The 13,270-nt window shown below is 60.9% G+C and carries 10 protein-coding genes; 7 read left to right on the plus strand and 3 right to left on the minus strand.

What is annotated here, in order from left to right:
• Positions 1 to 58: 58 nt before the first annotated feature.
• Positions 59 to 1,402, minus strand: coding sequence for a signal recognition particle protein (gene ffh, locus E5K00_RS06465; protein WP_135462421.1), 1,344 nt, complete (start codon positions 1,400 to 1,402; stop codon positions 59 to 61).
• 278 nt (positions 1,403 to 1,680) lie between these two features.
• Between ffh and E5K00_RS06470 the strand changes: the two genes are divergently transcribed.
• Positions 1,681 to 2,979, plus strand: a complete 1,299-nt coding sequence (locus tag E5K00_RS06470) for a glycosyltransferase family 4 protein (protein ID WP_245328225.1) — start codon at positions 1,681 to 1,683, stop codon at positions 2,977 to 2,979.
• A gap of 111 nt (positions 2,980 to 3,090) precedes the next feature.
• On the opposite strand, the gene E5K00_RS06475 is transcribed toward E5K00_RS06470, so the two are convergent.
• Positions 3,091 to 4,938, minus strand: coding sequence for a hypothetical protein (locus E5K00_RS06475; RefSeq protein WP_135462422.1), 1,848 nt, complete (start codon positions 4,936 to 4,938; stop codon positions 3,091 to 3,093).
• Positions 4,939 to 5,147: 209 nt separating this feature from the next.
• On the opposite strand from E5K00_RS06475, the gene pseB reads away from it, so the two are divergent.
• Positions 5,148 to 6,167, plus strand: a complete 1,020-nt coding sequence (gene pseB / locus E5K00_RS06480; RefSeq protein ID WP_135462423.1) for a UDP-N-acetylglucosamine 4,6-dehydratase (inverting) — start codon at positions 5,148 to 5,150, stop codon at positions 6,165 to 6,167.
• Between the two features lie 87 nt (positions 6,168 to 6,254).
• Here pseB and E5K00_RS06485 read toward each other — a convergent pair whose 3' ends face one another.
• Entirely contained in the window at positions 6,255 to 8,336 is a 2,082-nt protein-coding gene (locus E5K00_RS06485) for a T9SS type B sorting domain-containing protein (RefSeq protein WP_167856772.1), read from the minus strand.
• 313 nt (positions 8,337 to 8,649) lie between these two features.
• Between E5K00_RS06485 and pseC the strand changes: the two genes are divergently transcribed.
• The 5 genes from pseC to pseI are packed head-to-tail and all read left to right on the plus strand — an operon-like array spanning position 8,650 to position 13,265.
• Entirely contained in the window at positions 8,650 to 9,813 is a 1,164-nt protein-coding gene (gene pseC, locus E5K00_RS06490) for a UDP-4-amino-4,6-dideoxy-N-acetyl-beta-L-altrosamine transaminase (RefSeq protein WP_135462425.1), read from the plus strand.
• Positions 9,810 to 10,547, plus strand: coding sequence for a cytidylyltransferase domain-containing protein (locus tag E5K00_RS06495; RefSeq protein ID WP_135462426.1), 738 nt, complete (start codon positions 9,810 to 9,812; stop codon positions 10,545 to 10,547). Before pseC ends, E5K00_RS06495 begins: the two co-directional genes overlap by 4 nt.
• Positions 10,548 to 10,569: 22 nt before the next feature.
• Positions 10,570 to 11,598 (plus strand): UDP-2,4-diacetamido-2,4,6-trideoxy-beta-L-altropyranose hydrolase, encoded by a 1,029-nt coding sequence (pseG, locus tag E5K00_RS06500; protein WP_135462427.1) that lies wholly within the window; start codon positions 10,570 to 10,572, stop codon positions 11,596 to 11,598.
• A 26-nt stretch (positions 11,599 to 11,624) separates the two neighbouring features.
• Entirely contained in the window at positions 11,625 to 12,197 is a 573-nt protein-coding gene (locus E5K00_RS06505; protein ID WP_135462428.1) for a GNAT family N-acetyltransferase, read from the plus strand.
• A 24-nt stretch (positions 12,198 to 12,221) separates the two neighbouring features.
• Complete coding sequence (gene pseI / locus E5K00_RS06510; protein WP_135462429.1) at positions 12,222 to 13,265, plus strand: pseudaminic acid synthase; 1,044 nt, start codon at positions 12,222 to 12,224, stop codon at positions 13,263 to 13,265.
• Positions 13,266 to 13,270: the final 5 nt, after the last annotated feature.

The following is a 13,270-nucleotide window of genomic DNA, read 5'->3' on the forward strand; positions in this document are numbered from 1 at the left end:
AACAAAAAGCGCCGGATCAACAGCTGATCCGGCGCTTTTTGCTTGGTGCTAGTCAGGCTTACTTGCCGCGCATGCCCATCATTTTGGCCATTTGCTGCATGCCGCCCTTGGTGGAGCTCATCTTGTTCATGGTGCGCATCACTTTGCGCATGTCCTCGAACTGTTTCATCAGGTTGTTGACCTGCTGAATGTCGGTGCCGGAGCCTTTGGCCAGGCGGCGGCGGCGGGAGCCGTTGAGCAGCTCGGGCTGGGCGCGCTCCTGCGGGGTCATGCTCTTGATGATGGCCTCAATCGGCTTGAAGGCGTCGTCGTCGATGTCCACGTCCTTGATGGCCTTGCTCATGCCCGGAATCATGCCCACCAGGTCCTTGAGGTTACCCATCTTCTTGATCTGCTCGAGCTGGGAGAGGAAGTCGTCGAAGTTGAACTGGTTTTTGCGGATCTTCTGGTTGATGCGCTTGGCCTCGTCCTCGTCGAACTGCTGCTGGGCCCGCTCCACGAGCGAAATAACGTCGCCCATGCCCAGGATCCGCTGCGCCATCCGGTCGGGATAGAACATGTCCAGGGCTTCCATCTTTTCACCGGTGGAGATGAACTTGATGGGCTTTTCCACCACGGCCCGGATGCTCAGGGCCGCGCCGCCGCGGGCGTCACCGTCGAGCTTGGTGAGCACCACGCCGTTGAAGTTGAGCCGGTCGTTGAAGGTCTTGGCCGTGTTTACCGCGTCCTGACCGGTCATGGAATCGACCACGAACAGGGTTTCGCTGGGGTTGATGGCCAGCTTCACCTGCTCGATTTCGCGCATCATCTGCTCATCCACGGCCAAGCGGCCGGCGGTGTCGATGATAACTACTTTCTTGTTGTTTTTCTTGGCGTAGGCAATGGCATTCTGCGAAATCTCGACCGGATTCTTGTTTTCCGGCTCCGAGTACACTTCCACGCCCACCTGCTCGCCGAGCACCTTGAGCTGGTCGATAGCGGCCGGCCGGTACACGTCGCAGGCCACGAGCAGCACCGTGCGGTTTTGCTTCTTAATAAAGGTAGCCAGCTTGCCGGCGAAGGTCGTTTTGCCCGAACCCTGGAGGCCCGAGAGCAGAATCACGGCCGGGTCACCCTTGAGCACCACATCCTCTTTCGTACCGCCCATGAGCTGAGTCAGCTCGTCGTAGACGATTTTGGTCATCAGCTGGCCCGGCGACACGGTGGTCAGCACGTCGCGGCCCATGGCCTCGTCCTTGATCTTGTCGGTGACTTCCTTAGCCACCTTATAGTTCACGTCGGCATCGACCAGGGCGCGGCGGATTTCCTTGATGGTGGCCGCCACGTTGATTTCGGTGATGCTGCCCTGGCCCTTGAGGGTTTTGAAGGCTTTGTCGAGCTTGGTACTTAAATTATCGAACATCGGTAGATGTGCTGCTTAGTTGCGTGGGGAATGGGGCCGCGGCAACGCAATGACGCCTCAGCAGCCCGCTGAATGTAAGAAGGAGACGGCAAAAAGCATCTTTCAGGCCCCGCAAACCCCGAATCGGGTCCGGGCGCGGGCTAAAATCTCCTTCTGCCATAACAGCCAGGGTACACGGAACGTCGCCATTCCGCGCCCAAAATTAGCCAGAAAACCCCAAAACCCCGCTGCTGCTTACCTTCGCGGTCCAAAACAGCTCGAAAACCGTCCCGTAATCTATGCGCCTGCTCGTCATTACCTATTACTGGCCGCCTTCCGGGGGCGCGGGCGTGCAGCGGACGTTGAAATTCGTCAAGCACCTGCCCGGCTTCGGCGTGGAGTGCACCGTCGTGACCGTCGACCCCGCAAAAGGCGCGTACCCGGTGCTGGACGAGTCGTTGGCGGCCGAAATTCCGGCCGGGGTGCGGGTCATTCGCACCGGCACCTCCGAGCCGTTTGGCTCCTACAAGAAGCTCACCGGCCGCCAGCAGATTCCCTACGGCGGCTTCGCCAACGAAAGCAAAACCAGCCTGCAACAGCAGTTTTTCAAGTTTGTGCGCGGCAACGTGTTCATTCCCGACCCGCGCCGGGGCTGGAACGCCCACGTGCTGCGGGCCGTGGCCGAGCTTATCCGCCAGGGCGAAACCTTCGACGCGGTGCTCACCAGCTCCCCGCCCCACTCCACCCAGCTGATCGGTCTGGCGCTGAAAAAGCGCTACGGCCTGCGCTGGCTGGCCGACATGCGCGACCCGTGGACCGATATTTACTACACCAAGGAGCTCAACAAGACCCGCCTGGCCCGCTGGCTCGACGCGCGCTACGAGCGGCAGGTGCTGGAGCAGGCCGACGAGGTGCTGGTGACCAGCGCCGACACCAAGCGGCTGTTTCTAGGTAAGTCGCCGGCGCTGACGGCCGCTAAGTTTCACGTCATCCCAAACGGCTACGACGAGAGTGACTTCCGCGAGGCGTCTACCCCACCCCGGGATGCGCTGCTGATAACGCACACCGGCACGATTTCGGAAACTTACCACGTGGAAGAGTTCCTGCGGGCCTGCGCCGAGTGCGCCCGGCGCTTCCCGGCGGTGCCGCTGCGGCTGCGCTTCGTGGGCAAGGTGTCGGCGGGCGTACAGGCCCAGATTGAAGCCGCCGGCCTGGCCGAGCGCACCGAGTTTGTGGCCTTCGTGCCCCACGACGAGTCGGTGCGCTACCTGCTGCGGGCCTCGGTGCTGCTGATGGCCATCCCGGACGTGGCCCACAACTTCGGCATTCTGCCCGGCAAGGTCTTCGAGTATCTGGCCGCCAACAAGCCCATCATCTGCATCGGCCCGGTGGGCTCCGACGCCGACCATTTGCTCCAGGAATGCCACGCGGGCCACGTGTTTGCCTACGACGCCTACGAGGCCATGCTCACCTACCTGGAGGAGCTGGCCCGGCAGTGGCAGCAAAACCCCAACCTGGATTTGCCGGCCCTGAGCCACGCCCGTTACTCCCGCCGCGCCCTCACCGAGCGCCTGGCCGGACTGATTGGGAGCTCATAGCACGTATTGGTAGAACGTCATTCCGAACAGAGTGAGGAATCTCGCGGGCAATGGTAATCTGATTACTACGGCACGCGAGATGTCTCCCGCTGGTCGACATGACGGCTTATTTTACTTTATCAGCTTCCCCAATAGCCCCTTGAGCTTGGCCGGTACCCGGCTGGCTACTTCGGCCCGCAACTCCACCCAGGCCGAACGGCCGAGCTGCTGGCCCTGCCACTGCCCGATGGCCGCCGCCGTGCGCTGGGCCAGGGTGCGGTAGTGCTGGCGCTGGTAGTGGCGCAGGTTGTTGGTCACGTCGGCGGGCGCCAGCACAAAGTCGCGCACGTCGATGATAAAGCAGTTGGCGGCCGAGGCCACGAAGTCGGCCAGGGCCTGGTTCATTTGCTCGTGCCGCAGCCGGGCCCCGGTTTCGCCCGAGCCGGGCACCTCAATTTCGGCCCCGTTCAGGAAGAAAATCGGGACGCCGGCCGGAATTTGCTGGCGCAGCCAGGCCAGGTTTTCCTGGAACCGGGCCGGGGAAATCTGGCCGACAAACTCAAACTCCTGCTGGAAGCGGCGCAGAAAATCTTCGTCCAGGCCCCGGAAGCGACGCTGGGCGTACCTGGCGGACTGGGCGGCGGGCTCGGCTTGCAGCAGGTTCTGGTAGCCGCCGAAGGGAATTTCTACGCCCGTGGCTTTTTCGCGGTACAGCTCCTGGGTGTAGTCCATCAGGGGGCTGTACACCAGCGCGCCGTAGTCGTTGCCCCAGAGTTTGGTATCAAAAGCCTCGCGGCCCAGGAAGGGCAATTCCACCGCTAGGCGCTGCTTTTCACTGGCCGGCAACTCCCGGCCCTGACGCAGCAGCACGGTGTGCTCCACGTGGACCGGAATCTGGTTTTCGTTGTTGAAGTTGAACTCCTCCTCCACCGTCAGCTCGTAGGCCTGCAAAAACGGGGTGAGCTGGCCCAGGTCGCAGCCGCCCTTGAGCAGCACGCGCAGCCGCTCGGCAGCAGGTTTTGGCGCTTCAGCCGCGTCGGCCGCCGCCGCTGCCGACGCGGTTTGCACCGTAATCCAGTCGGGCTTGTCGGTGGTATTGAGCTCGGTGGCCACTTCGCCCTGCACTGCCAAGGCCGGGAAGCCCAGCCAAGCGTACGTGAACTGTTCGACGCCCAGATGCAGAATCCGGCAGGAAAACACGAGCTGAGTCAGGCGGTTTTCGCCCAGCACCAAACAGTACACGCCCACCAGGCCGTAGTCGCCGAACCGGTCTTGCACCCGCACCGTGCCCCAGCGCTGCCCGGGGTCTTGCAAGTCGAGGCGCAGACTCTCCTTGCTGACGCGCTGCTTGGTGAAATTCAGCTGGTTGGAGCGGTTAATAAGCTCCTCTATCCGGTCGAGGTCGGGCAGCACGTCGGCCCCTTCCCGGAACTCGATGCGCACCTGGGAGTCGCGCAGAAAGGCCAGGTTGTCCTGGTAGCCGGAGCGGGCCTGCTGCTGGCGTTCCAGCAATTTATACTGCTCCAGGCGACTGAACGTAGGGTCGGGCTTGCCGCTGGCGCGCAGCAGCGGGGCCAGGCGGGCCAGGTCGGCGGGGTCGGCGACCTGCAGCTGGGGGTTGTAGAACTGGGCCTCGGCCCGATTGATGGGGTTATCGTCCAGAAACAGGGCGTTGGGGGCCCGCAGCTGCATTTTTTCCAGCAGCTCCTTGATAATGGGCCCCTTGGGCTGCCAGCTGATCTGGGGAAACACGAACAGGTCGCGGATACCCAGCGCGATGAGCCGGGCTTCGGCCGGGGCGAAGTCGTTCTTGGACACGATGGTGTGCACGATGCCCCGGGCGGCGGTGTCGCGCACCAGCCGCAGGTTTTCTTCCAGGGCCTCCACGGCGCCTTCCGAGAGCGTGCCGCGCCAGAACGTGTCGTCCAGGTCCCAGATAACGACTTTAATGGGCTCGGGGAAGGTAAAATCGTGGGTCATGCTGAGGAACGAAGCATCTCTACCGCAGTGGTACTCAAATTACTTGGGCAACGAAGCGGTAGAGATGCTTCGGCCGCGCGGACGCCGGATCGGGCAGGACACCCGGAAAATGGCTTCGGTGCCACAAAAGTACGGAAGCTAGATTCGGAATGCCTACTTTTGCCCTCCTTTCGCCCGCCGGCCGGGCGACAACGGCTTTCCTCTACTTTATGAGCCTCGACTTAAATCATAAATCCATCCTGGTGACGGGTGGCACCGGTTCTTTCGGCAAAAAGTTCGTGCAGACGGTCTTCGAGAAGTTTCCGCAGGTGAAGCGCCTGGTGGTATACTCGCGCGACGAGCTGAAGCAATACGAGATGTCGCAGGTGTTTCCGCACGCCAAGTTCCCCGCCATCCGCTACTTCATCGGCGACGTGCGCGACGGCGAAAGGCTCAAGCGCGCCTGCGAAGGTATCGACGTGATTGTGCACGCGGCGGCCCTTAAGCAGGTGCCCGCCGCCGAGTACAACCCGATGGAGTGCATCAAGACCAACATCTTCGGGGCCGAAAACGTCATCAATGCCGCCCTCGACTGCGGCGTGCAGCACGTGGTGGCCCTGAGCACCGACAAAGCCGCCGCGCCCATCAACCTGTACGGGGCCACCAAGCTGTGCTCGGATAAGCTGTTTGTGGCCGCCAACAACATGAAAGGCTCGCGCGACTTGCGCTTCTCGGTGGTGCGCTACGGCAACGTAATCGGCTCCCGCGGCTCGGTGGTGCCGTTTTTCCTGCAGCGCCGCCACACCGGCGTGCTGCCCATCACCCACCCCGACATGACGCGCTTCAACATTTCCCTGGAGCAGGGCGTGGACCTGGTGCTGTATGCGCTGGAGCACGCCTGGGGCGGCGAAATCTTCGTGCCCAAGATTCCGTCCTACAAAATCACGGAGGTGGCCGAGGCCATCGGCCCCGACTGCCGCCACGAAATCGTGGGCATCCGGCCCGGCGAGAAGCTGCACGAAGCCATGATTACCGAAACCGACGCGCTGAGCACCGTGGAGTTGGCCAAGTACTACGTGATTCTGCCCTTCACCCCGCGCTGGGACGTGGAGGAGTTCATCCAGCACTTCGACGGCAAGCGGGTGCCCGACGGCTTCCACTACGACTCGGCCAACAACCAGGAGTGGCTCACGGCCCAGCAGATCCGGGAGGAAATCCGGCTGCACGTCGACCCGAGCTTTGAGGGGTAGCACCGCGCCGGACAACGCTGCCCGCTAAGCCCAAAAAAGAGGGCGCCCCCTGCGTAGGGGGCGCCCTCTTTTTTGGGCTTAGCGGGTTTAGCGGACAACTTCCAGCCAGCCGCGGAACTGGCGGCCATCGGTGGTATGGCGCAGAAGATAGTAGTAAACGCCGGCCGACTGACCCGCCGCGTTCCAGTCGTTGTTGTAGCTGGCCGTCTGGTAGACGCGGGTGCCCCAGCGGTTGTAGATTTCCAGTTTCCACGCCTGCGGGGCCAGTCCCTTCAACACGAAGAACTCATTGGTTTTGTCGCCGTTGGGGGTAATGATATTGGGAATCATGAACGGGCAACCCGCGTCGTTTACTACGATTTCCTTCTTGCTACTGCAGCCGGCGGGCGTAGTTACCACCACCGAGTACGTGCCAGCCGCCACCGCCTCAAATGTGCTGGCCGTCGAGCCATCCTGCCAGCGGTAAGTGCTTCCCGCGGGCTGGGCTCCTACGGAAAGCAGGGTAGTTTGTCCATCACACAGCTGGCGCGGCTCCGGTCCTAACTCAATTACTGGCGCGGGAAGTACTTGCACACTCGTGCTGGCTCGGCTGCTGCAACCGGCGGCGGAGGTTACGTCTACGGTATATACACCGGTCACGAAGGCCACCAACGTGGCATTCGTAGAGCCATCCTGCCACCGGTAAGTGGTGCCCGCCAGCTGCGGACCAGCATTCAGCAGCACCGAACTGCCTTGGCACACCTGCTGCACGGGAAGTCCCAGGCTAACCGTTGGCAGTGCATTTACCACCACTGGCAATGTCGTCACAATCGGGTTTGGCAGGCCTGCTGCCGTTACGCTCAACGTCACGTTGTAGGTGCCGGCCTGGGCATAGGTATGCGTCGGGGTGGTGCCAGTGCCACTATTAGCGGCCCCGGAAGCAGGCTCCCCGAAAGTCCACGCTAGCGTAGTGGACGGCTGCAGGGGATTGACGCTGGCAACGAAACTTGAAGCAGTGCCCAAGCAAACTGCCGATGCGGCAAATGTAACCGTGGGAGCTACAATCAGGGGGGTACTGGGGAAGTTTGGCAACCCCAGCTGGGATAAGCGCCCGCCCAACGAGATGCTGCTACTGCGGAATCCGCAGGCTACACCCAACGTGTTGGGATTGTCAATGCGCCCTAAGGAACTGCTGCCGAACTGCGCCACGTATATTTTCTCATCCGGCCCTAGCTGTAGCGCGCCGGCATAGGCGCCGAACGGAGTGGTTCCGACCAGGACTGCAGAGTTGGCAATAGCACTGGCCGAGCCCGCCAGCACGTTGAACTGGTAGATGCTGTTGCCGTCGAGCGTCGTAGTATACAGACGGGAGTTGTCGGCAGAAAACGCAACTCCGTAGCTCCGGTAGAACTGGGGCAGCATAACGCCATTGGCTAGCTGCCCCGTGGCATTATTAAAGTCGAACAACTCGACGTTGCTGTCCCGCTTGGCTACCGCCAGCTTGGCACTATTGGGCGAGGCTTTCATGTACCCCACAGCGTTAGCATTACCAAAGGCACCACCGCCACCCGAATGGACTTGCCCGACACTGGTAGCCACCGGAATAGTCGAAATGCCCAAGCCGGAAAGCTGGTAGCAGTAAAAGGTGTTTGAGCCCCAGCCATGCGTGATAATCCAGAAGTCGCGGCCGTTGGCGTGCGGCACGGCCGTGACTCTCTCCGTTACTGAAATGGCACTCAGCTGTACCGCCCGCTGAGTTACCGCACCTAGGCCCCCATTTTGCGTCATGTCGACCACCGAGTATTTCAGGCCGCCCTGCAGGCGGTTGTCGCACCCATCGACCACAAAGATGTAGTACTGGTTAGCGTTGGCTGGATTTTTTACGATTACCGCTCCCTGAGCTGCCGACTCATGCCCACCAATGACCTGACCGTTGGCCATAGGTTGGTGGTTGCGGTTCCAAACATCAACGCTATTGGTGTAGAACAGCAGCTTGCCCGCCGCGTCCGACACGGAGGCGGTGGCTTCGTACGTCACCATTGCCCCATTGAGCAGGGGTACTGGCGGGGTGGAAGCAAAGCTGAGTCCAGCGTTATTACCAAAATACCAGTTGTCATTTTCCCGCTGTGCCAGTACCTGGGTGGAGAAAAAGCCTAACAGAAAAAGTAAGCACGTAAAGAGTTTGTTCATAAGGGTAGCCGACGGTGATAAGTGGACGTAGCGCGGTTTTCTTCGCATCAGATGAATTTCCACCGCGTAAAGGTAGCAACCAGGGCGCATGCCGTTCTATTCCTGTTGTCGATGACTGCGCCACTACCTGCCTCATCCAGCGCGCCAAGTACCCGTCAGCGTTGGCTCGATCTACTCACTTTTATGCCACCCTTCTGCCAATAGTGCCGCTCTAACCTTTTGTTGGTAGCTATATTTGCGGGCGCCCTTTCGGGCAGCACCTTAAGCAGACCAGGCCGTGGGGCTTTGGCATTCACTCTTTGGTTTAAGCACAATGACTTTTCAGCCCACGCATCCTATTCCCTATGGGCGGCAGAATATCACCGACCATGATATCCAAGCTATTACCGAAACGCTACGCTCCGACTTCCTGACCCAGGGCCCGAAAGTGGCCGAGTTCGAGGAGAAGTTTGCGGCGTATATCGGCGCCCGTTACGCCGTGGCGGTCAGCAACGGGACGGCCGCGCTGCACCTGTGCACGCTGGCGCTGGGCGTGCAACCTGGTCAGCGGGTTATCACTACTCCCATTACGTTTGCGGCCTCGGCCAACTGCGTGCTGTATTGCGGCGGGGAGGTGCACTTTGCCGACATTGACCCCACCACCGCCCTGATTGATCTACGGCAGGTCAGGGCGTTGCTAGAGGCGCATCCCAAGGGATATTTTCACGGCCTGATTCCGGTGGATTTTGCCGGGTTGCCCGTCGATTTGGCCGCCGCCCGACAGCTAGCCGATGAGTTTGGCCTCTGGATCATCGAAGATGCCTGCCATGCGCCCGGCGGGTTTTTCACCGACCCCACGGGTCAGGACCAACGGTGCGGCAATGGCCAGTTTGCTGACCTGGCCATCTTTTCCTTCCACCCGGTCAAGCACATTGCCACTGGCGAAGGAGGAATGATTACGACCAACAACCCGGAACTGTACGAAAAGCTGTTGCTGCTGCGCACCCACGGCATTACCAAGTCGCCGGCCCTGATGCACAAAAACGACGGGGGCTGGTACATGGAAATGCAGCTTCTGGGCTATAACTACCGCATGCCGGATATTCTGACGGCATTGGGCATCAGTCAATTGCAGCGCGCGGATGCGGGTTTGGCCCGGCGGCGCGAGCTAGCCGCCCGCTACGACGCGGCTTTCGCGGCGCGGCCCGCCATTCGTGCTTTGGCTACCGCGCCGGGCCACGCCTATCATTTATACGTCATTCAGGTGCCTGACCGCAAGGGCCTGTATGATTTTCTGCGGGAACGGCAGGTATTGGCGCAGGTGCATTATATCCCGGTGCACACCATGCCCTATTATCAGGAACTGGGGTGGCACGCCGGCGACTTTCCGCACGCGGAGCAGTACTACGCCCACTGCCTCAGCATTCCGCTTTTCCCTACGCTTACCGATGAGGAGCAGCAGTATGTCATCGACTGCATTTTGGAGTTTGTAGTATGAGCCGCGCCGGTATTATTTCCCAGGCCCGGATGGGCAGCACCCGCCTGCCCGGCAAAGTGCTGCTCACGGCGCGCGGCATCAGCATGCTGGAGTTTCACGTCGGCCGCCTCCAGTCCAGCGCAATGCCGGTTTACTTAGCCACCACCACGCTGCCCGAGGACGACGTTCTGGCGCAATGGGCCCAGCAGCACCAGATTCCGTGCTACCGCGGTGATTCGGCCAACGTGCTGAGCCGGTACTATGAAGCGGCCGTTCAGTTTCAACTCGATACCGTCGTGCGGGTTACCTCCGACTGCCCCCTGATTGACGGGCAGCTGATTGGCCAGGCGGTGCGGCAGTATCAGGCGGCCAACAACCCGGCGCTGTACCTGTCCAACGGGTTGCAGCGGACGTTTCCGCGCGGACTGGACTTTGAGGTTTTTTCCTTTGCCCTGCTGGAGCAGGCCCAGCAGCACGCCACCAGTGCGTCGGACCAGGAACACGTGACGCCTTACATTCACCAGAACCGGTCGGGCCACGTTGAATTTGCCCATATCCTGCACCCCACCGACGCCAGCAAGTACCGCGTCACGCTCGACACGCCCGAAGACTGGGCCCTTATCAAAGAGTTGCTGGAGCACTACCATGCCGACTTGCTGACGGCTGACGAACTCATTGCCCTGCTGGATCAGCATCCGGAGCTGGTGGCTCTGAATGCGGCCATTGAGCAGAAGAAATACGATTTTACCCGGTAGCTTTCCGGCAAACCCATAGCTCATGCGGATTATTTTTCGGGCCGACGGCAATGCTACCATTGGGCTAGGCCACGTAGTGCGGTCCTTGGCGTTAGCCGAAATAGTTCGCCCGGTTGCGGCCTGCTGGTTTGCTATCCAGAATCCTTCGCCCGCCATCCGGGAGCTGCTACGCCAGCACCGGGTTACGCTCTGGGAATTGCCCGCGCAGCCCATTGCTGAAGAAGCGCCGTACCTGGCGGCTCAGGTGCAACCCACCGATATCGTGGTGCTGGATGGTTACGCTTTCGATACGGCGTATCAGCGGCTACTGCGGCACAGCGGCTGCCGGCTGGTGGCCATCGACGACCTGCGCGCCTGGCCTAGCCTGGCCCATCTGCTGATCAATCATTCGCCCGGCGTCACCCCGGCCATGTACCAGGCCACACCAGACACGCACTTTTGCCTGGGACCCGAGTATTCCCTGTTGCGGACTCCTTTTCTAACGCATTTTCATCTGCCCGAAGCCCCTGCTCCCATCCGGAGTGTGCTGCTCTGCTTCGGCGGCGCCGATCCGCAGCAGCTGACGGCCCGGTTTCTGGCGGCGTTGCTTTCCCTGGGCTCCATCCGGGAAATAGGCGTCATAACGGGCAGTGCCTTCCCCTATACTCCCCGGCTAGCGGAGCTGGCGGCCCAGTTTCCGGCCACCACCGTAGCGTTCTACCAAAATGTCGCGGCTCCGGAAATGGTGCAGCTGCTGCAGCGCCACGACGCGGTAGTGTGTCCGGCCAGCACCATTCTGATTGAAAGCCTGTTTTTGGGGAAGCCCGTCATTACGGGCTACTACGTAGCAAATCAGCGCCACCTGGCCGACTACGTGCAGCAACGGCAGCAGGCCCGCTCCCTGGGCGACTTCACCGCTATTGCCCCCGACGACCTCCAACCGGCTCTGGTGCAGGCCCTAACGGAGCTGGAACAAGTGCCGCGGCAGCCTTACGTGCGGCAGCCCCAACCCGAGTTGCTGCAAGCGGCTTTCCGCCGCCTGCAGCAACTCGATCCTTCAGGGCTGGCGTAAGCTCCGAAGTCAGTTATCTTTACGCAATGGAAGAAGCAGCCCTGATTCAGCTCAGCAAACCGTATGCGTCGGAACGCCTGGCCTTGCGTAGTCTTACGCCCTCCGATATTGACGAGGCTTTTCTGAGTTGGTTTCAGGATGAGGACCTGATGCGCTTTTATACCAATTCGCGTCAGACCCACACCCGGGAGTCGCTGTTGCAGAATATCGAGCAGGGCATTGCGTCCGGCACCGTGTACGTTTTCGCCATCATCGACCTGGAAAGCCAACGCTGCATCGGCACTATCAAGGTGGGCCCCATCAACCACGACCACAAAATTTCCGATTTGGTGGTGCTGATCGGCGACCGGCGCTTTCATGGCAAAGGGCTGGCGGTAGAGGCCATCCGCCTGGGCAATGCCTTGGCTTTCGGGGAGTTTGGCATTCGTAAGCTGTTCGGGGGCATGTTTGAAACCAACCAAAGCTCCTTCAAGGCCTACACCCGGGCCGGCTGGGTTGAGGAAGGCCGGTTGAAAGGTCATTACCTGGTAAACAACCAGCCCGTCGACCGGATTCTGGTGGCCTGCTTCAATCCCGTGTTCTTCCCGACTGCTGAGTAAGCGCCGGTTAACTTCGTCTTTTTCATGTCTACCGTTTCGATAGGTGGCCGCTTAGTGGGCCCCGACCAACCACCGTTTATCATTGCCGAGCTGAGTGGCAACCACAATCAGTCATTGGAGCGCGGGCTGGCCATTGTAGATGCCATGGCTGCCGCCGGTGCCCACGCCATAAAGCTTCAAACCTACACCGCCGATACGATGACCCTGCCGGGTGTGCATCGGATTATGGACCCCAATTCGCTGTGGTACGGGCGCGAGTTGCACGACCTTTACCAGGAGGCGCACACCCCCTGGGACTGGCACAAAGTGCTGTTCGACCGGGCCAAAGAGCACGGCATGCTGGCGTTCAGCTCGCCTTTCGACGAAACGGCCGTTGACTTTCTGGAAACCCTGAACGTGCCGGCCTACAAAATTGCGTCGTTTGAGAATACGGACTGGCCGCTGCTACGGCGCGTAGCCGCCACGGGCAAGCCCGTTATTATGAGTACCGGGGCCAGCACCTTGGCCGAGGTGGCGGAGGCGGTAGCCATATTGCAGCAGGCCGGCTGTCAGGAGCTGATTTTGCTGAAGTGCACCAGTACGTATCCGGCGACGCCCGAAAACACGAACCTGCGCACCATCGCCCACCTCACCCAGCTGTTCCCAAACTCCCCCATTGGGTTGTCTGACCACACGATGGGCGTCGGGGCAGCCGTTGCGGCGGTGGCGCTGGGAGCTTCCGTGGTTGAAAAGCACGTGACCCTGCGCCGGGCCGACGGGGGCGTTGATTCGGCTTTCTCCCTGGAGCCCGAAGAAGTAGCCCTGCTGGTAACAGAAACCGAACGTGCCTGGCAAGCCTTAGGGCAGATTCAGTACGGCGTGCAACGGGCAGAACAAAACAGCCGCCTGTATAAACGCTCGTTGTACGTAGCGCACGATATCAAAGCCGGCGAAATTTTCACCAAGGATAATCTGCGCGTGGTGCGGCCCGGGGATGGACTCCCCCCCCGCTACTATGAGCAATTGTTGGGGAAGCCGGCGCGGCAGGACCTTAGTGCCGGGCTGCCCCTGACCTGGGACGCTCTGTAAGGGCA

This window comes from Hymenobacter aquaticus, assembly GCF_004765605.1.
Classification (GTDB): Bacteria; Bacteroidota; Bacteroidia; order Cytophagales; family Hymenobacteraceae; genus Hymenobacter; species Hymenobacter aquaticus.